The sequence below is a fragment of the Pseudomonas sp. zfem003 genome (assembly GCF_032621675.1).
Lineage (GTDB): Bacteria > Pseudomonadota > Gammaproteobacteria > Pseudomonadales > Pseudomonadaceae > Metapseudomonas > Metapseudomonas otitidis.
The window spans coordinates 239149-258187 of record NZ_JAVYJG010000002.1 but is presented as its reverse complement, the minus strand read 5'-3'; the positions used below and the strand labels follow the sequence as shown (position 1 = coordinate 258187).

The following is a 19039-nucleotide window of genomic DNA, read 5'->3' as shown; positions in this document are numbered from 1 at the left end:
GCGTGCCTCACGGTGTCAGGTGTTGGCGCAGCACCAGGGTGCCGTCGCGCTGTGTGAATTCGAGTTGCTTGAGGGCGCTCATGCCGAGCAGCACCTCGTCGCCATCCATGCCGGGAGCGATGATGGCGGGCACCTGGGCAAGGTGGATGTCGCCCAGTTGCAGCTCGTCCAGATGGGTGCGATGGCCAGTGGTGCGGCCATTCGCGGTACTCAGGGTGATGGGCTCGCCGCGCTTGAGCGCCAGGCGCCGGGCCAGCGCTTCAGGCACGGCAACGGCGGTGGCGCCGGTGTCCAGCAGGAAGGTCACGGCCTGCCCATCGATACGGCCATTGGCGAGGTAATGCCCCTGGCTGCCACTGGCCAGGCGCACTTCCACATAGCCATCGCCACGGGTGGAGGTGGGCGCCTGGTTGGGATTGCGCTTGCCGTCTTCCCAGCGGCCGAAGAAGTGTGTGGCCAGGAGCATGGCAGTGCCCCAGGCGAGCACCAGCATCACCCGGCCCGCACGCTTGCCCGGCGCCTGCTGGGTCATGGTGCTTCCCAGCCTCCGGTCGGCTTGGCAAAGCGCCACACGATCGGGCGCGACTCGCCGTCGGCGCGCACGCTGGAGCCGTTGTCGACGCCGATCCAGGCGCCGTCGGCGTCGACCACCAGCGCCTCGGCCATGCCCCAGTCCACGTCGTAGCGACGGGGCTCGGTGAGGGCTTCGGCGGCGAACGACCAGCAGCGCTCCACCAGGCCCTTGGCCGGATCGCGGCGACAGACCTTGTGAGCATGGCGCTCCAGGGTGAACAGCTTGCCCTTGTACAACGACAGGTCGGCGAAGTCCTTGGCCATCGGTACCGCACGCCCCAGGGTCGGCGGCGGGGTGTCCTCGCCGGCCTCGCTGAAGATCACGCAGCCCCCGGAGCACGACCAGGTAGACTGCTTGCGGTGCACCACCATCAGCCCACGGCGCTCGCGTTCGGCGGCCAGCCACAGGCGCTCCCCGGCGGGGTCGATGGCAATGCCTTCGAGCAGCGCATTGAAGTGCAGCAGCATGCCACTGGCGCGGGCCTGGCGGACCAGGCTGTCCGGCAGGCGCAGCCAGTCGGCGGTGCCTTCCGGGCGAACCTGCAGCACGGCGGCATGGGCTTCGCTGAGCAGGTAGCGGTTGCCGGCGGCATCACAGGTGATGCCTTCCAGGTCCAGTTCGTTGCCACGGAACAGGTTCATGAACCAGGTGCGCGTGCGCACGCCCCAGGGCAGCCCGCTGGGAGGCGGCGGCGGTGCCTCGAAGGCCTCCGCACGCGCCTGCAGGACGCCGTCCACCGGCTCCAGCACGAACAGGCGGTCATCCACCCGGTCGGACACGCTCTGCAGCGCCTTGCCACAGACTGCCAGGCCGGACAGGTTGCCGCCGTCCATGCCCGCCACCGGGTACTCGGCCACCAGCCGCAGCTCTTCCACCGGGGCCGCAGCCCATAGCGACGGGGCGGACAGCAGCAGGGCGAGGTACAGGCCCGCCCTCACACCTGGACCTCGACCAGGTTGCCCTTGGATTCGAGCCAGCTCTTGCGGTCGCTGGCGCGTTTCTTGGCCAGCAGCATGTCCATCATCTCGTGGGTCAGGCTGCCGTCATCGAGGGTCAGCTGCACCAGGCGCCGGGTGTTCGGGTCCATGGTGGTTTCGCGCAGCTGCAGCGGGTTCATCTCGCCCAGGCCCTTGAAGCGGGTGACCTGGGGCTTGCCGCGCTTCTTCTCGGCCGCCATGCGGTCGAGGATGCCGTCGCGCTCGGCGTCGTCGAGGGCGTAGTGGACCTCCTTGCCCAGGTCGATGCGGTACAGCGGTGGCATGGCGACGTAGACGTGGCCGGCCTCCACCAGCGGGCGGAAGTGACGCACGAACAGGGCGCAGAGCAGCGTGGCGATGTGCAGGCCGTCGGAGTCGGCGTCGGCGAGGATGCAGACCTTGCCGTAGCGCAGCTGGGACAGGTCGCTGGAGCCGGGGTCGATGCCGATGGCCACGGCGATGTCGTGGACCTCCTGGCTGGCGAGCACTTCGCCGCCGTCGACTTCCCAGGTGTTCAGGATCTTCCCGCGCAGCGGCATGATCGCCTGGAACTCCTTGTCCCGGGCCTGCTTGGCGGAGCCGCCGGCGGAGTCACCTTCCACCAGGAACAGCTCGGCGCGCATCGGGTCCTGGCCGGCGCAGTCGGCCAGCTTGCCGGGCAGCGCCGGGCCCTGGGTGATCTTCTTGCGCTCGACCTTCTTGCCCGCCTTGAGGCGGCGGCCGGCGTTGCTGATGGCCAGTTCGGCCAGTTGCAGGCCCAGCTCGGGGTGGGCGTTGAGCCAGAGGCTGAAGGCGTCCTTGGCGACGCCGGAGACGAAGGCGGCCGCCTCGCGGGAAGACAGGCGTTCCTTGGTCTGCCCGGAAAACTGCGGGTCCTGCATCTTCATCGAGAGGACGAAGGCGATGCGCTCCCAGATGTCCTCGGGGGCCAGCTTGACCCCGCGTGGCAGCAGGTTGCGGAACTCGCAGAACTCGCGCATGGCGTCCAGCAGGCCCTGGCGCAGGCCGTTGACGTGGGTCCCGCCCTGGGCCGTGGGAATCAGGTTGACGTAGCTCTCCTGCAGCGACTCGCCGCCCTCGGGCAGCCACAGCAGGGCCCAGTCCACCGCTTCCTTGTCACCGGCCAGGCTGCCGACGAACGGCTCGTCGGGCAGGCGCAGGTATTCGCTGACGGCGTCCACCAGGTAGGAGCGCAGGCCGTCCTCGTAGTGCCATTCGACGCGCTCGCCGGCGGCCTTGTCCTCGAAGGTGACCAGAAGGCCCGGGCAGAGCACGGCCTTGGCCTTGAGCACGTGCTTCAGCCGGCTGACGGAGAAGCGGTGGGAGTCGAAGTACTTGGCGTCCGGCCAGAAGTGCACGCTGGTGCCGGTGTTGCGCTTGCCGACGGTGCCGATGACCTCCAGGTCGCTGGCCTTGAAGCCATCGGCGAAGGCCATGCGGTATTCGTTGCCCTCGCGCTTGACGCGCACCTCCACACGGGTGGACAGGGCGTTCACCACCGAGATGCCCACGCCGTGGAGGCCACCGGAGAACTGGTAGTTCTTGTTGCTGAACTTGCCGCCGGCGTGGAGCTTGGTGAGGATCAGCTCGACGCCGGGCACCCCTTCCTCGGGGTGGATGTCGACGGGCATGCCGCGGCCGTCGTCGATCACTTCCAGGGAGTTGTCCTCGTGGAGGATCACCTGGACGCTCTTGGCATGGCCGGCCAGGGCTTCGTCGACGCTGTTGTCGATGACTTCCTGGGCCAGGTGGTTGGGCCGGCTGGTGTCGGTGTACATGCCCGGGCGCTTGCGCACCGGGTCCAGGCCGGAGAGGACTTCAATGGCATCCGCGTTGTAAGTGGCCATGGATTCCCTTTCGTTCAAAGGTCGGAAAAATCGATGTCCCGCCACTGCTGGGCGGGGAAACCGGCATACGCCAGCAGGGCCGGCAAATGGGCGGGGAAGCGCTGGAACCCATGGTCGCCGCCGGCCTCGATGCGCAGGGCACAGGCACGGTAGAAGCGCTCGGCTTCGCGGTAGTCCAGGGTTTCGTCGGCGGTCTGCAGCCAGACCTGATAGCGGCTGGCGTCCTGCGGAGGTGCCACTTCCAGCGCTGCCAGGGCGTCCACATGGGCCTGGGTCAGCTCCCATTCCTCGCCGCTGTAATAGTTCTTCTGCGGCCCGAGGCGGCCCTCGAACAGCCGGTGCGGGTTCACCGCCGGGTTGATCAGGATGGCCTTGAGCCCGTGCCGCTCCGCAAGGTGGGTCGCATAGTAGCCGCCCAGTGAGCTGCCGACCAGCACCGGCCGGCCCAGCTCGGCGAGGGCCGCCTCCAGCTGCTCGATGGCCTGGCGCGGGTCATGGTGCAGGGCCGGCACGCGCAGCCGCTCGGCCTGCCCCATGCGCTGCATCAGGGCAGTGAGCTGGAGGGCCTTGCGGGAGTCGGGTGAGCTGTTGAAGCCGTGGATATAGAGGATGGCGGGGGCGGCGGTGGGCACGTGGCGTCCTGGGGTGTGTGGCTGGCAGTCGTACTTCTTGCCGTGCCTCGGCGCCAAGGTCAATAACCTTTGACGCTGTAGTCCACTTCGAAATCGATTCCGGTGACCCGCGACACGCCGGTCTCCAAGCGGCCATCGCCGTGCAGCCTGAGCCAGCGATAGCCCGGGGCCTCGCCGCCGACCTGGAACTCCTCGCTCCCCGGCGCGAACTGCACGCAGGTGGAGGGCGAGGCCAGCAGGCGCACGCCGTCGCGCAGCTGGTCGAACTCCTGGTGCACATGGCCCCAGAGCACGCCGCGCACATTGCTGAAGCGCGCCAGCACCTCGAACAGGGCGTCCGGGTTGCGGATGCCGATCGGGTCCATCCAGCGGCAGCCGATGGGCACCGGGTGGTGGTGGAAGCTCACCAGCACATGGCGATCGCCGGCTTCGCTCAGCGCCTGCTCCAGCAGGGCCAGCTGGGCGGGCGGGAAATGCCCGGGCACGGCACCGCCGATGGTGGAATCCAGCAGCACCACGCGCCAGGCGGGGAAGTCGATCACCGGTTGCAGCAGGTCGCTGTCGCGGCACACCTGCTCCATCACCTGGACCTCGTCGTGATTGCCGGGGAACCAGCGGCACGGCGCGGGAATGCGGGCACAGAGATCACGGAAATGGACGTAGGACTCGGGACTGCCGTCCTGGGACAGGTCACCCGTGGCCAGCACCAGGTCAATGGCGGGCTGTTCCTCCAGCACCTGGTCGATGACGCGGCTCAGGCTGTCGTGCGTATTCATGCCCAGCAGCCGTCCTTCTTCTTCGGCGAAGAGGTGGCTGTCGGACAACTGCACGAGCAGGACCGAAGGAGCAGCGGCGTGGCGGTTCGCGCTGGACAAGACAGTCTCCTGGGGGTGAATGCCACGAATTATGGTGGCACAAGCGTGACGCGGTAAACCCGAGAACCGGGAATGGTTCACAGTTAGCGCGCCCCGGGAGATGGGCGGAAAGAAGTCTCCTACAAGACGACAGGTTCGACTTCGTGACCACAGGCCAGGCAGTGGGACAGCCACTCACCCAGGAAGAGGTTCAGCTGGCTCTTCTCGTCCGGCTGGTGCATGTCGACATTGGGGTAGGGGTAGAAGCTGCGCAGGCGCCGTGCGTTCTCGGCGGCAACCACCTCGGCCATGCGCGCATCGTGGTACACGCGGACCTCCAGCTGCGGGGACGGCAGCCAGGGCAGCGGCAGCTCCTGGCGCACCTTCAGCGTGGTGGTGTAGGGGCATGCCTCCACCACGTCCAGCGCCAGCACCCCCAGCAGGTGCTCGCCCTGGCTCAGGGCCACGCGGCGCGAGGCCTGGGCCTCGCGCATCTGGGGCAGCAACCGCATCAGCCGGGCGTAGTTGGCCTCACAGGCGGCTTGCAGCCCGGCCAGGTCCACCCGGTAGCGGTCGCGCAACAGGTTCACGTCCACATCCCCCGTACTTCGTCGCGGTTCAGCGCCAGCCATTGCAGGGCAATGATGGCGGCAGCGTTGATGATGCGCCCCTCGCGCAGGGCGGCCAGGGCATCGGCGAAGGACAGCACGTGGACACGGATGTCCTCCCCCTCCTCCGCCAGGCCGTGTACGCCACCGGCACCCTCTGCGGTGCAACGGCCTACGTACAAATGCACGAATTCGTCGGAGCCACCGGGTGAAGGATAGTAGGCGGTGATGGGCCAGAGGGAAGTCAATGTCAGGTCAGCCTCTTCGACGGCTTCGCGTCGGGCCACCTCTTCCGGTTCCTCGGCCTTGTCGATGAGGCCGGCCACCAGTTCGAGCATCCAGGGGTTCTGGCTCTTCTCCATGGCGCCGACACGGAACTGCTCGATGAGCACCACCTCGTCGCGTTGCGGATCGTAGGGCAGCACGCAGACGGCATCGTGGCGCACGAACAGCTCGCGGCTGAGTTCCGGGCCCATCTGCCCGGAGAACTGCCGATGACGCAGGCGCAGGCGGTCCAGGCGGTAAAAGCCGCGGAAACACACCTCGCGCTCAATCACGTCGATCGCATCAGGGCCGGGTTTGAAGGTGTCTGTCATTGCATCTCGCTCTTTCGGGTGGTTCTGCGTCCGCGCATCCTACTCCGCCGTTTCGGCTTTGCGCAGCCTCTTTGCAGGCGGGCCGGGGACTGGGATCATGCGTCCCCTCCTGCCCGGCGCCGCGAACTCATGGCGCCGGGAACAGTCGAAAACCGCACCGTCCAGCAGACAGCCGATCCGATGACCGATTCCCTCTCCCTGCGCAAAAAACTGGCGCTCGCCGCCTTCACCCTCCTGCTCGGCGCCTGCCAGAGCCTTGCGCCCGACACGGGCATGAAGGTCGAACGCCAGGCCTGGGAACACCTCAAGCCCGGCTGCCACGGCGAGAGCTGCCCGCTGGTGAACATCGACGTGGTGCACTTCCCCGACGCACCGGCACTGGAAAGCCTGGTCACCCGCCGCCTGCTGCAGATGACCCAGGACGCCCCCGGCACGCCGCTGCCGGCCTCGCTGGCCTCCTACGAACGGGACTTCCTCGCCCGCGCCGAGCCCGGCTGGGCCAGCTACCTGCAGGCCAAGGTACGCGAGCAGCATGACCAACTGACGATCATCGAGCTCTCCAGCTACCTGGCCACCGGCGGTGCCCACGGCATGCCAGGGCGCGGCCTCATCACCTACGACCGCAAGCGCGAGCAGGCGCTGACCCTGCGCGACATGCTGCTGCCCGGCCAGGAAGAAGCCTTCTGGAAACTGGCGGAAACGGCACACCAGCGCTGGCTGGCGGCCAACAAGCTGGACCAGGATGCCGACTTCGCCAGCACCTGGCCCTTCCAGCGCACCGAGCACGTGGCCCTGACCCGTGGCGCGCTGCTGCTGAAGTACGACGTCTACAGCATCGCCCCCTACGCCAGCGGGCACCCGGAGCTGACCATCCCCTACCCGCAGCTCAACGGCATCCTCAAGCCGGAGTATTTCCCCGGCCGAGGCTGATCCGCCCGAGCCCCCACTGCAGCACGCCGGCCGCCAGCAGCGCCGGCAGGGTCGCCCCCTGCTCCGGCCAGCGGGCGGCCAGCAGGTGGTACAGCGCCACACCGCAGCCCCAGGCCACCAGGGTGTCCCAGCGCAGCACACGGCGCGGCGCCAGCTCCGCACGGCGCTGGCGCAGGATGAAGTGATCCACCAGCACCACGCCGAACAACGGCGCGAACACCGAGCCGATCAGCAGCAGGAAGTTCTGGTACTCCGCCAGCGGCGCAAAGGCCGCGATCAGGGTGCACAGCACACCGATGGCCAGCGCCAGCTGCTCCACCTTCAGCGGCAGCAGGATGCCCGCCGAAACGGCCGCCGAATGGATGTCGGCAAAGGCCTTCTCCGACTCGTCCAGCAGCACCAGCAACAGCGGAATGCCCATCCCGGCACCGGCCAGGGCCAGCAGCAGGGCGTTGGCATCGCTGCCCTCGGCGAACGCCAGGGTGTAGGCCACGCCCAGGCTCATCAGCCACAGGCAGCCGACGAAGAAGCCCAGGGCCGAACCGACGAACACTCCCGAGCCCCGCCGCCCGAAGCGCGTGTAGTCGGCGATCAGCGGCAGCCAGGAGAGCGGCATGGCGATGGCGATGTCGAAGCCCAGGGCAAAGCCCATCGAACCGTCGCCAGCCTTGGCCAGGATCGCGCCCAGGTCCGCACGGCGCAGCAGGTCCCAGGTCAGCCACAGGCAGGCCCCCAGCAGCAGCCAGATGCCCCAGCGCCGCAAGATACGCCGCACGAAAGCCAACGGGCCGGCCACTGCCAGCAAGGTCGCCAGGCCGCCGAAGACCAGCGTCCAGAGCAGCGGCGAGGTCCAGGCGCCCTGCTCGCCGAAGCTGCGGCTGGCCAGCAGGCTCGCAGCATCGCGCATGACGATGATCTCGAAGGCGCCCCAGCCCACCAGTTGCAGAAGGTTGAGCAACGCCGGCAGGGACGCGCCGGCCGAGTCGAGGCTGAGCTTCATCGCCGCCATGCTCGACAGCCCGGTGTCGCTGCCGATCAGCGCCGCAGCCCCCAGCAGCAGCACGCCGACGCCGGTGCCCAGGAGGATCGCCAGCAGCGCATCGCCCCCACCCAGGCCGGGCGCCAGCAGCGCACCGGTCTGCAGCACCATCAGGCCGAGGCCCAGGGAGAACCAGAAGGAAAACAGGTCGCGCGTGCCGAGAACGCGCTGGTCGAAAGCGACCGGAATGGACGGCGAGTAGCGAGGCGAGGTGTTCACGTGGCGGATGCCCTGGTTGGACGGTGGCAAGGATTGGCCCACAAACCGCGAAGCCGGGCATCAGGCCCGGCTTGCGAAAGAGGGTGGATCGGGGCGCCGGCGATGCCTGGGGCACGCCGGGCCCGGCTCGGTCAGACCTGCTTGTAGATCACCGAGCCTTCTTCGCGGAACCGCCCGGACTGCTCGGCGAACCCGGCCTGGATGGCCTTCTGTTCGTCGGTCAGCCCGTTCTCCTTGGCGTAGTCGCGCACTTCCTGGGTGATCTTCATGGAGCAGAACTTCGGCCCGCACATGGAGCAGAAGTGCGCCACCTTGGCCGACTCCTTGGGCAGCGTCTCGTCGTGGAACGCGCGGGCGGTGTCCGGGTCCAGGCCGAGGTTGAACTGGTCCTCCCAGCGGAACTCGAAGCGCGCCTTGCTCAGGGCGTTGTCGCGGATCTGCGCCCCGGGGTGGCCCTTGGCGAGGTCGGCGGCGTGGGCGGCGATCTTGTAGGTGATGATCCCGGTCTTCACGTCATCCTTGTTCGGCAGGCCCAGGTGCTCCTTGGGCGTGACGTAGCAGAGCATGGCGCAACCGAACCAGCCGATCATCGCAGCGCCGATGCCGCTGGTGATGTGGTCGTAGCCGGGGGCGATGTCGGTGGTCAGCGGGCCGAGGGTGTAGAACGGCGCCTCGTCGCAGCATTCCAGCTGCTTGTCCATGTTCTCCTTGATCAGGTGCATGGGCACGTGGCCGGGGCCTTCGATCATGGTCTGCACGTCGTGCTTCCAGGCCACCTTGGTCAGCTCGCCGAGGGTCTCCAGCTCACCGAACTGGGCCGCGTCGTTGGCGTCGGCGATGGAGCCGGGGCGCAGGCCGTCACCCAGCGAGAAGGACACGTCGTAGGCCTTCATGATTTCGCAGATTTCCTCGAAGTGGGTGTAGAGGAAATTCTCCTGGTGATGCGCCAGGCACCACTTGGCCATGATCGAACCGCCACGGGAAACGATGCCGGTGACGCGCTTGGCGGTCAGCGGCACATAGCGCAGCAGCACGCCGGCGTGGATGGTGAAGTAGTCCACACCCTGCTCCGCCTGCTCGATCAGGGTGTCGCGGAACAGGTCCCAGGTCAGGTCCTCGGCGATGCCGCCGACCTTCTCCAGGGCCTGGTAGATCGGCACGGTGCCGATGGGCACCGGCGAGTTGCGGATGATCCACTCGCGGGTCTCGTGGATGTGCTTGCCGGTGGACAGGTCCATCACCGTATCCGAGCCCCAGCGGATGCCCCAGGTCAGCTTGGCCACCTCTTCCTCGATGGAGGAACCCAGGGCCGAGTTGCCGATGTTGCCGTTGATCTTCACCAGGAAGTTGCGGCCGATGATCATCGGCTCCAACTCCACGTGGTTGATGTTGGCGGGGATGATGGCGCGGCCGCGGGCGACTTCCTCGCGAACGAACTCGGGGGTGATCTCCTTCGGAATGGCAGCGCCGAAGCTGTGCCCCGGGTGCTGCTCCTTCAGCAGGCCGGCCTCGCGGGCCTCGGCCAGCTTCATGTTCTCGCGGATGGCGACGAACTCCATCTCCGGCGTGATGATGCCCTTCTTCGCGTAGTGCATCTGCGTGACGTTGTGCCCGGCCTTGGCCCGACGCGGGTTGCGCACGTGGGCGAAGCGCATGGCCGACAGCTCGGCGTCCGCCAGGCGGCGCTGGCCGAACTCGGAGGTCAGGCCCGGCAGGCGTTCGGTGTCGTTGCGGTCATCGATCCAGGGGCTGCGGATGTCTGCCAGGCCCTTGCGCACGTCGATCTGCACGGCGGGGTCGGTGTAGGGGCCGGAGGTGTCGTAGACGGTCACCGGCGCGTTGATCTCGCCACCGAAGGCGGTGGGGGTCACGTCCAGGGCGATCTCGCGCATGGGCACGCGGATATCGGGGCGCGAGCCCTGAACATAGACCTTGTGGGAACGGGGAAACGGCTGGACGGATTGCTGATCGACCTGGGCGCTCTCGCTCAGGTTTCGTTGTTGTTTTGCGGTCATCGGCAGGCTCCTGGGTGATGTCGGAGCGAACCTGAAAGGCAGAGTGCACCGGGGCCGGTGCCGAGAGGGACCTCTCCGGAGTGCAAGGCGGGAGAGGCACATCTTGTTCCCTACGCAGGCCTTAACCTGATCAGGTTCAACGGGATCCGGAACTTTCCGATCTCAGCCTCCGATTCGAGGCACCCCGACAAGAACTCGCGCAGTCTAATCAAGCCCGCCGCCACAAACCAAGCCCGCACCGGTAAATAAATGACCCGCGCGTCAGGAAATCCGCTGAAAACAGTATTGTTCCGGGCAGGCAACATAACGTCCGGCAAACTACACTCAGCCCGCCTGGCGGTTGTCTTGACCGCGTACCACGGCACCCGTAGCCTTGCCCGACCCCACTGAATCCAGGATTGATCATGCTGCGCAGACTCTCACTGGCTGTTGCCGTGGCCTCCGCATTCGCCGGAACCGCCTGGGCAGCCAACGCCCCGCTGTCAGCCAAGACGGACCTTGTAACCGTGTACAAGGATGCGGTCGACAACAACGCCGACCTCGCCGCCGCCCGCGCCAACTTCGAAGCCCAGCGCGAGGCCGTGCCCCAGGCACGTGCCGGCCTGCTGCCGCAGATCAATGGCGGCGCCAGCGCCAACGACACCCGCACCAAGCTGGACCAGCCCTCGGCCACCAGCTCGCGCAGCGGCATCGTCTACCAGGCCAGCCTCAGCCAGCCGATCTTCCGCGCTGACCGCTGGTTCCAGCTCAAGGCCGCCGAGGCCAGCACCGAGCAGGCCTCCCTGGAGTTCTCCGCGACCCAGCAGAACCTGATCCTGCAGACCGCCGAAGGCTACTTCGCCGTGCTCCGCGCCCAGGACAACCTCGCCTCCACCAAGGCCGAGGAAGCTGCCTTCAAGCGCCAGCTCGACCAGGCCAACGAGCGCTTTGACGTGGGCCTCTCGGACAAGACCGACGTGCTCGAGGCCCAGGCCGGCTACGACACCGCCCGCGCCAACCGGATGATCGCCGAGCGCAACGTGGAAGACGCCTTCCAGGCGCTGACCACCCTGACCAACCGTGAATACGGCGCCATCGAAGGCATCCAGCACACCCTGCCGGTGGTGGTGCCCAGCCCGAACGACGCCAAGGCCTGGGTCGACACCGCCGCCCAGCAGAACCTCAACCTGCAGGCCAGCAACCACGCCGTGGACGCCGCCGAGGAAACCCTGCGCCAGCGCAAGTCTGGCCACGCCCCGACCCTGGATGCCGTCGCCCAGTACCAGAAGGGTGACAACGACAGCCTCGGCTTCACCAACAGCGGCAACAGCCCCGTGCGCTACGGCAGCGATGTCGAGCAGCGCACCATCGGCCTGCAGCTGAACATCCCGATCTACAGCGGCGGCCTGACCAGCTCCCAGGTGCGCGAGTCCTACCAGCGCCTGAGCCAGACCGAGCAGCAGCGCGAAAGCCTGCGCCGCCAGGTGGTGCAGAACACCCGCAACTACCACCGCGCAGTGAATACCGACGTCGAGCAGGTCAAGGCCCGCAAGCAGTCGATCATCTCCAACCAGAGCGCCCTGGAAGCCACCGAAATCGGCTACCAGGTCGGCACCCGCAACATCGTCGACGTGCTGGACGCCCAGCGCCAGCTGTACAGCTCGGTGCGCGACTACAACAACGCCCGCTACGACTACATCCTCGACAACCTGCGCCTGAAGCAGGCCGCCGGCACCCTCAGCCCGGCCGACCTGGAAGCCCTGGCCGGCTTCCTCAAGGCGGACTACGACCCGGACAAGGACTTCCTGCCCCCGGACCTGGCCAAGGCGGCGGAAGCCAGCCTGCGCAACAAGGCCAACTGACAGGCCCCATGAAAAAGCCCGGCACATGCCGGGCTTTTTCGTTCCTGGGCCGCTCAACCCTCTGCGGGCAACGGGTACAGCCGCGAATCGAACTGGTCGAGACGGGGGAAGGCCAGCGGTGTGTCCTGCTCGATCCCGGCGAGCCGCGCCTGGTACGCCTGCAGGTAGCCGGCCCGCACGTCGTCGCTCACATAGGGCACGTGCCAGGCGACGAAAGGCGGCAGCACCGTCATGCCGGTGTAGGCCAGCGTGCCGCGCAAGACCGGTCGCAGCATGTCCTCCAGCGGGCCGTGGATCGCCCCCGGGCCGAACATGTGGTCGCGCCCGCCCAGGGTCAGGGTCAGCAAGGCGCGCTTGCCCGCCAGCCCGCCCTGGTCGTAGAAGCGCTTGCCGCCGTAGCAGATGCCGGAGACCAGCACCCGGTCGAACCAGCCCTTGAGGATGGCCGGCACGGAGAACCAGTAGACCGGGAAGTTGAAGATCACCAGGTCCGCCCACAGCAGCTTGTTCAGCTCCTCGCGGATGTCGGCGGCCAGGGTCTGGGCCGTCACCGCCTCGCGCTGCTCCAGGGCGTACACCAGGTAGTCCGGGTTGCACCGTTCGAGGAAGTCCGCCTCGCTGGCCACCGGGTTCCAGTTCATCCCATAAAGGTCCGACACCTTCACCGCGTGCCCCTGCTCCCGCAGCGTCTGCTCGGCGAGCCGGCACAGCGCGGTGCAGAAGGAGCGCGGTTCGTTGTGGGCGTGGACGATCAATACATTCATGCGAACTCCCGTCGCGCCGGGTCATTGGAAGAGGACGCGCCCTGCTCAAGCACCTCGGCCGCGCACCGTGCGATGCGGCGGCAGGCCTCGCGCAGGGGCTCGGCGCCCAGCACCAGGCCCAGGCGGATGTGCCCGGCCGCACTGGGGCCGAAGGCCTCGCCGGCCAGCACCGAGACCCCGTGGCCGTCCAGCAGCCGGTCGGCAAAGGCCTGGGCGGAGAGCCCGGTGGCGCGGATGTCCACCATCACGAACATGCCCCCGTCCGGCCGCAGGGCGCGCACGCCGGGGCAGTCGGCCAGGCAATCGAGCACCAGGTCGCGGCGCTGGCGGTAGGCCTCGCGCATGGCCTCCAGATCCGGCAAGCGGGCCTCCAGCGCGGTGCAGGCGGCGTCCTGGATGAAGTCCGGCGAGCCGTAGAGCATGCACAGGGCCAGGTTCTCCAGGTGCCCGCAGAGCGCGCGCGGGCCCACTACCCAGCCCACGCGCCAGCCGGTCATGGCGTGGGACTTCGACAGGCTGTTGAGGGTCGCCGTGCGCTCGGCCATGCCCGGCAGGCTGGCGGGGCTGACGTGCTCGCCCTCGAACAACAGCTCGCTGTAGACCTCGTCGGAGATCATCCACAGGTCGTGCTGCACGCACAGCTTGGCGAGTGCTTCCCAGGTGGTGCGCGGCAGGCTGGCGCCGGAGGGGTTGTGCGGGCTGTTGATCGCCAGGGCGCGGGTACGCGGGGTGATCCGCGCGGCCACGTCCTCGGCCTGCACGCGGAAGCCGTGCTCGGAGCGCACCGGGACCGGCACGACGGTGGCGCCACAGGCCCCGAACACCGCCTCGTAGGTGACGTACATCGGCTCGGCGACGATCACTTCATCACCGGGGTTGAGCACGCATTGCGCCACGGCGTAGAGCGCGCACTGGGCGCCGGCCAGCACTACCACCTCATCGCCGGTGACGGCCTGGCCGCTGCGCTGGCTGTGACGACGGGCGATGGCTTCGCGCAGCGAACGCTTGCCGCGCACGTCGGCGTAATGGGTGTTGCCGGCCAGCAGGCTGTCGATGGCCGACTGCACGATGGGCACCGGCGTGTCGAAGTCCGGATCGCCCACCGACAGCAGCAGGATGTCGTCGCCCTGCTCCATACGCGCCAGGGCGCGGTAGTGGATGTCCCAGGCGGCGGCACCGTCGCCGGCGATGCGTTGGGTGAAGTTCGAGTAGCGCATGGGCAGCTCCTTGGGTCAGCGGGCCTGTTGGGCGCAGGCGTGTTTCAGCTCGATCAGGGTCACCCCTGGATGGCGGAAGCCCTCGCGCAGGTCCTGCTCCAGCGCATCCAGGCTCTGCGGCTGGCGTACTTCGCAGCCGTAGGCGCGGCCGAGCAGGGCGAAATCCGGGTTGCGTGGCAGCACGCCGATGGGCTCGATGTCCAGATCGAGCATGTCGTCGCGGATCTGCCCCAGCGCATCGTTGTTCCACAGCAGCACCACCAGCGGGCTGTCCAGCTCCTCGGTGGCGGTGGCCAGCTCCTGGGCGGTGTAGAGGAAGCCGCCGTCGCCCACCAGCACCAGGCCGGGGCGCTCCGGCGCGCCGAACTTGGCGCCGATGCCGGCCGGCACGCCGTAGCCGAGGGTGCCGTAGCCGGTGGGGTGCAGCCAGCTGCGCGGCGCCCGGCTGGGGAACAGGTAGTTGCCGCTGTAGGCCAGCTGGGTCATGTCGCTGGCGATGAAGGCGGTGTCCGGCAGCGCCTGGGCGATGCGTTCGAGGATCGCCAGGTGGATGCGCTGCAGCGGGGCGTGACTGGCCTCCAGTTGCTCACGCAGCCGGCCGATGCGCTCACGGGCGCTGGCCGCATCCCGCGCGGCAGCCGGCAGCGCGGCGAGCAACGCCTCGGCGGTGGCCTTCGCGTCCCCCAGCAGCGCCACGGCGCTGGGGTAGAAGTCGTTGAACTTACGCGAATCGATGTCGACGCGGATCACCTCGCCGGTCAGCGGCAGGCGCTCGCGCCAGTAATCGGTATCGGCCATCTCGGTGCCGATGGCCAGCACCACATCGGCCTCGGCGATCATGTCCCAACCGGCCTGGGTGCACAGGGTGGCGCCCGCGGCGAGCGGCGCTTCCGGCGCCAGCAGGCCCTTGCCGGCGACGCTGGTGAACAGCGGCGCGGCCAGGCGCTCGCTCAGCGCGGCCAGGGCATCGGCGGCCTGCAGCGCACCGCCGCCGGCGATGATCATCGGGCGCCGGGCGGCCTGGAGTTTATCCACAGCCTGCCGCAGCGCGATGGCGCAGGGCTGGCCACGGCCGGCACGGCGCACCACCTCATGGGTCCAGTCGCGGGCGACCGGGTTGGCGAGCACGTCCAGCGGCACAGAGATGTGCACCGGGCGCGGGCGCTCGCTGTCGAACACGGCGTAGGCGCGGGCGATCAGCTCGGGCAAATCCTCGGCACTCAGGGCGACGGCGGAAAACGCAGTGATCGGCGCGGTCATCGCGCGCTGGTCCTGGGTCTCGTGCAGGCAGCCCCAGCCTTTGCCGAGGCTGGCGGTGTGGTTGACGCTGGAGATCACCAGCAGCGGGATGGAGTCGGCGTAGGCCTGGCCGATGGCGGTGGCGGCGTTGGTCACCCCCGGCCCGGTGATGATGAAGGCCACGCCCGGCTTGCCGCTGACCCGCGCATAGCCGTCGGCCATGAAGCCGGCGCCCTGCTCGTGGCGGGTCAGCACGTGGCGGATGCCGCTGCCGGGCAGGCCCCGGTACAGCTCCAGGGTGTGTACACCGGGAATGCCGAACACGGTGTCGACCCCGTAGTTGGCCAGCAGGCGGACCAGGGCCTGGCCGCCGGTGAGAGGTGTGGTCTGTTGCATGGGTGGTCTCCCCAAGGGCTGAAGCGTGACGGTCATTCGGCGAAGCGGATCAGTGCATCCACCGCCACGGCGCCTTCGGCGTCCGCCAGCAGCGGGTTCACGTCCAGTTCCAGCAGGCTGTCCACGTGTTCGCAGGCGTAGTCGGCGACGGCGCGGATGGCCTCCACCAGCGCCCCCAGGTCCACCGCCGGGCGGCCACGGAAGCCGGTGAGCAGCGGCGCACTGCGCAGGCTGAGCAAGGCATCGCGGATCGCCGCATCGGTGGTGGGCAGCAGCAGGCTGCGGCTGTCCTTGAGCAGCTCGACGAGGATGCCGCCGGCCCCCAGCACCAGCGCCAGGCCGAAGCCGTTCTCGCGCTTGATGCCGACGATCAGCTCGGCCAACGGCGGGTTGGCCATGCGCTCCAGCAGCACCTGCTCGAAGGGCACGCCGGGCGCGTGGCGGGCGATGTTCGCGCGCATGTCGAACAGCGCGGCTTCCAGCGCTGCCTCATTGCGCAGGTTGAGCGCCACGCCGCCGGCTTCGGTCTTGTGCGGCAGCTGCGCGCTGACCACTTTCAGCGCCAATGGGAAACCGACATCGGCGGCCGCTTCGCGGGCTTGCATCGGGGTGCTCAACGCCGCGCGCGGCAGCGGCAGGCCGAAGGCCTTCAGCGCCTGTTTGGATTGCCACTCGTCCAGCAAGCGGCCTTCGCCTTCCAGCGCCTGTGGGCAGAGCGGCACCAGCGCCGCTTCGCCACGGGCCAGCAGCGCGTCGCGGCGCTGGCGGTAATGGGCGATGCGCCCCCAGGCGGCGAGGGCGTCTTCCACGCCTTGCAGCGCGGCGACGCCGTGGGCATGCAGCTGTTCACGGGCCTGCCTGGGCAGCAGCTCCGGCAACGCAGAGGCGATGAAGCCCACCTTGCCGTGGCGCTCCAGCGCCGCGCAGTAAAGCGCCAGCAGCAGGTCGCACTGCGGGCGCTCGCCGGTCTCCTCGCCGGGGTAGTCCAGCACCAGCAGTGCGGCATCGGCGTCGGTCTGCAGGGCGCTGTCGAGCATGCGTTCCAGCGCCGGGCCGTCGCCCCAGATGGCCGTGGTGAAGTCCAACGGGTTGGCGATGTTGGCGTAGTCCGGCAGCACCTGGGCCAGCTCGGCGCGCTGGGCGTCGACCAGCTTGGGCAGGGCCAGGCCGTTGCGTTCGGCGTAGTCGGCGATCAGCCCGGCGTCGCCACCGGAGCAGGCCAGCGCCGCCAGGCGCGGACCGCCCGGCAGGTTGCCGCAGGCGGCCGCCTTGAGGGTTTCGATGAAGCTCACCGGGCCGCTGACGCGGATCACCCCGAGGCGCTCGAACAGCGAGTCGTACAGGGCGTCGGAGCCGGCCAGGGAGCTGGTGTGGCTGAGCGCCAGTTCGGCGCCGATCTGCGACACGCCGGTCTTCAGCGCGATCACCGGGATGCCTTTCTGCAACGCCTTGTAGGCCGCGCGGGCAAAGCCGGGAACGTTCCTCAGCCCTTCCAGGTGCAGGCCGATGGCGGTCACGCGCGGCTCGTCCAGCAGCACGTCCATCAGTTCGGCCACGCCCAGCTGCGCCTGGTTGCCCACCGAGGCCATGTAGGCGATGGGCAGCGAGCGGTCGCTCATGGACAGGTTGTAGGCGAAGTTGCCGCTCTGGGTGAGCACCGCCACGCCCTTCTCCACCCGCTGCCCGCCGTGGGCCACCGGCCACAGCGCGGCGCCGTGCAGGTAGTCGAGCAGGCCGTAGCAGTTGGGGCCGAGCAGGGCCATGTCACCGGCGCTGGCGAGCAGGCGGCGCTGCAGGGCTTCGCCTTCGGCGCCGGTCTCGGCGAAGCCGGAGGCGTAGCAGATGACACCACCGGCCTCCTTGGCGGCCAGCTCGGCGACGGCCTGCAGGGTCAGCTCGCGATTGGTGGCGACGAACACTGCGTCCGGCCCTTCGGGCAATTCGGCGATGGTGCGCACGCAGGGCACGCCTTCGAGTTCGTCGTGTTGCGGGTTGACCAGCCACATCGCACCCGGGAAGCCGCCTTCGGCGCAGCGCTTGAGCGCGCGCGCCATGCTGCGGCCACCGATGAAGGCGAGGTGACGGGGCGCCAGCAGTCGCTGGAGGTTTTCGCGTTTCATGGCACGGGCCTCAGCGCAGCAGCGGACGCAGCAGTTCGCGGGAAATGATGTGGCGCTGGATCTCCGAGGTGCCTTCCCAGATGCGCTCGATGCGCGCGTTGCGCCAGATGCGCTCCACCGGCCCTTCGTCCATCAGGCCCATGCCGCCGAAGATCTGCACCGTCTCGTCGGCCACCTTGCCCAGCACTTCACTGGCGAACAGCTTGGCCATGCCGGCCTCGCCGTCGCTCATGGTGCCGCAGTCCATCTTCCAGGCGGTGTGCAGGGTCATCAGCTCGGCGGCGCGGATCTGCGTGGCCATGTCGGCGAGCTTGAACGAGATGCCCTGGTAGCTGCCGATGGGCTGGCCGAACTGCTTGCGGTCGGCGGACCACTGCAGCGCCAGGTCCAGCGCGCGCTGGGCCTGGCCGACGCAGTTGGCAGCCACCATCACGCGGCCAGCGGTGAGCCAGGCGTTGGCCACTTCCCAGCCCTTGTCCACTTCGCCGAGGACCTTGGAGGCCGGCACGCGGCAGTCGTCGAAGAAGATCTCGTAGGTGTGGTAGCCCTTGTTGCTCACGCACTTCGGCCCCCGGCGCACGGTCATGCCGGCGGTGCCCTTGTCCACCAGGAAGGCGGTCACGGCGTTGCGCTTCTTGCCGTTGCGCTCGAAGGTGTCGGTCACCGCGAAGACGATGGCGAAATCGGCATGCCCGGCGTGGCTGATGAAGTGCTTGGCGCCGTTGATGATGAAGTCGTCGCCGTCACGCACGGCGCGGGTCTTGATGGCGTTGGCGTCGGAACCGGCGCCCGGCTCGGTGAGGGCGAAGCAGTCGATCTTCTCGCCCTGCACGCACGGCAGCAGGTAGTCGCCGATCTGCGCGCCGGTGCAGGCCATGAGGATCTTCGACGGCCGCGCAACGAACACGTGCAGCGCCCAGGACACCTTGGACAGCTCGCGCTCGACCAGCGCCTGGGACAGGTAGTCCAGGCCACCGCCGCCGACGTCCTCGGGCATGTTGAAGGCGTAGAAACCAGCGGCGATGGCTTTGCCGCGAATCTGCGCGGCCAGCTCCGGGGATACGGCGTCGGCGCGGTCCACTGCTTCTTCGTGGGGCAGCAGCTCTTTCTCGACGAAGGCCTTGACCGCCTCGACGAGCATGTCCTGTTCCTGGGTCAGTTGAAAATCCAT

The 19039-nt window shown here is 68.5% G+C and carries 16 protein-coding genes and 1 riboswitch; of the genes, 2 read left to right on the top strand and 14 right to left on the bottom strand.

The window, feature by feature from the left end:
* Positions 1-7: 7 nt before the first annotated feature.
* The 7 genes from RTK35_RS04610 to RTK35_RS04580 all read right to left on the bottom strand — a co-directional run bounded on the left by RTK35_RS04610 (position 8) and on the right by RTK35_RS04580 (position 6088).
* Positions 8-532: a TIGR02281 family clan AA aspartic protease gene (locus RTK35_RS04610; protein WP_316907501.1), complete on the bottom strand. Its 525-nt coding sequence runs from the start codon at positions 530-532 to the stop codon at positions 8-10.
* Entirely contained in the window at positions 529-1512 is a 984-nt protein-coding gene (locus RTK35_RS04605) for an esterase-like activity of phytase family protein (protein WP_316907500.1), read from the bottom strand. The genes RTK35_RS04610 and RTK35_RS04605 overlap by 4 nt, the downstream gene beginning before the upstream one ends.
* On the bottom strand, positions 1509-3398 hold the full coding sequence (parE, locus tag RTK35_RS04600) for a DNA topoisomerase IV subunit B (RefSeq protein WP_044401084.1): 1890 nt from the start codon (positions 3396-3398) through the stop codon (positions 1509-1511). The genes RTK35_RS04605 and parE overlap by 4 nt, the downstream gene beginning before the upstream one ends.
* Before the next feature lie 14 nt (positions 3399-3412).
* On the bottom strand, positions 3413-4030 hold the full coding sequence (locus RTK35_RS04595) for a YqiA/YcfP family alpha/beta fold hydrolase (protein WP_074970574.1): 618 nt from the start codon (positions 4028-4030) through the stop codon (positions 3413-3415).
* Between the two features lie 59 nt (positions 4031-4089).
* Positions 4090-4905, bottom strand: a complete 816-nt coding sequence (cpdA, locus tag RTK35_RS04590) for a 3',5'-cyclic-AMP phosphodiesterase (protein ID WP_074970576.1) — start codon at positions 4903-4905, stop codon at positions 4090-4092.
* A 119-nt stretch (positions 4906-5024) separates the two neighbouring features.
* Positions 5025-5480: a DUF1249 domain-containing protein gene (locus RTK35_RS04585; RefSeq protein WP_069560628.1), complete on the bottom strand. Its 456-nt coding sequence runs from the start codon at positions 5478-5480 to the stop codon at positions 5025-5027.
* On the bottom strand, positions 5471-6088 hold the full coding sequence (locus tag RTK35_RS04580; protein ID WP_044401072.1) for an NUDIX domain-containing protein: 618 nt from the start codon (positions 6086-6088) through the stop codon (positions 5471-5473). Before RTK35_RS04580 ends, RTK35_RS04585 begins: the two co-directional genes overlap by 10 nt.
* 180 nt (positions 6089-6268) lie before the next feature.
* Here RTK35_RS04580 and RTK35_RS04575 point away from each other — a divergent pair, with 180 nt between their 5' ends.
* Complete coding sequence (locus tag RTK35_RS04575; protein ID WP_316907499.1) at positions 6269-7018, top strand: RsiV family protein; 750 nt, start codon at positions 6269-6271, stop codon at positions 7016-7018.
* Here RTK35_RS04575 and cytX read toward each other — a convergent pair.
* A complete protein-coding gene (cytX, locus tag RTK35_RS04570) occupies positions 6987-8276 on the bottom strand; it encodes a putative hydroxymethylpyrimidine transporter CytX (protein WP_316907628.1) in 1290 nt (429 codons plus the stop codon). The genes RTK35_RS04575 and cytX overlap by 32 nt on opposite strands.
* A 131-nt stretch (positions 8277-8407) precedes the next feature.
* Positions 8408-10291: a phosphomethylpyrimidine synthase ThiC gene (gene thiC / locus RTK35_RS04565; RefSeq protein ID WP_107329283.1), complete on the bottom strand. Its 1884-nt coding sequence runs from the start codon at positions 10289-10291 to the stop codon at positions 8408-8410.
* A 90-nt stretch (positions 10292-10381) separates the two neighbouring features.
* Positions 10382-10488: riboswitch (TPP riboswitch) on the bottom strand.
* A gap of 207 nt (positions 10489-10695) precedes the next feature.
* On the opposite strand from thiC, the gene RTK35_RS04560 reads away from it, so the two are divergent.
* The gene (locus RTK35_RS04560) at positions 10696-12132 is read left to right on the top strand and encodes a TolC family outer membrane protein (RefSeq protein ID WP_044401062.1); all 1437 of its coding nucleotides are present in this window, start codon (positions 10696-10698) and stop codon (positions 12130-12132) included.
* A 53-nt stretch (positions 12133-12185) separates the two neighbouring features.
* On the opposite strand, the gene RTK35_RS04555 is transcribed toward RTK35_RS04560, so the two are convergent.
* Genes RTK35_RS04555 through RTK35_RS04535 form a run of 5 tightly spaced genes read right to left on the bottom strand, consistent with a single transcriptional unit; the run spans position 12186 to position 19039 of the window.
* Positions 12186-12896, bottom strand: a complete 711-nt coding sequence (locus RTK35_RS04555) for an NAD(P)H-dependent oxidoreductase (RefSeq protein WP_316907498.1) — start codon at positions 12894-12896, stop codon at positions 12186-12188.
* On the bottom strand, positions 12893-14113 hold the full coding sequence (locus RTK35_RS04550) for a pyridoxal phosphate-dependent aminotransferase (protein ID WP_316907497.1): 1221 nt from the start codon (positions 14111-14113) through the stop codon (positions 12893-12895). The genes RTK35_RS04555 and RTK35_RS04550 overlap by 4 nt, the downstream gene beginning before the upstream one ends.
* 15 nt (positions 14114-14128) lie before the next feature.
* A complete protein-coding gene (locus tag RTK35_RS04545; protein ID WP_316907496.1) occupies positions 14129-15748 on the bottom strand; it encodes a 5-guanidino-2-oxopentanoate decarboxylase in 1620 nt (539 codons plus the stop codon).
* Between the two features lie 32 nt (positions 15749-15780).
* Positions 15781-17868: an acetate--CoA ligase family protein gene (locus RTK35_RS04540; RefSeq protein WP_316907495.1), complete on the bottom strand. Its 2088-nt coding sequence runs from the start codon at positions 17866-17868 to the stop codon at positions 15781-15783.
* A 10-nt stretch (positions 17869-17878) separates the two neighbouring features.
* Positions 17879-19039 (bottom strand): acyl-CoA dehydrogenase family protein, encoded by a 1161-nt coding sequence (locus RTK35_RS04535; RefSeq protein ID WP_316907494.1) that lies wholly within the window; start codon positions 19037-19039, stop codon positions 17879-17881.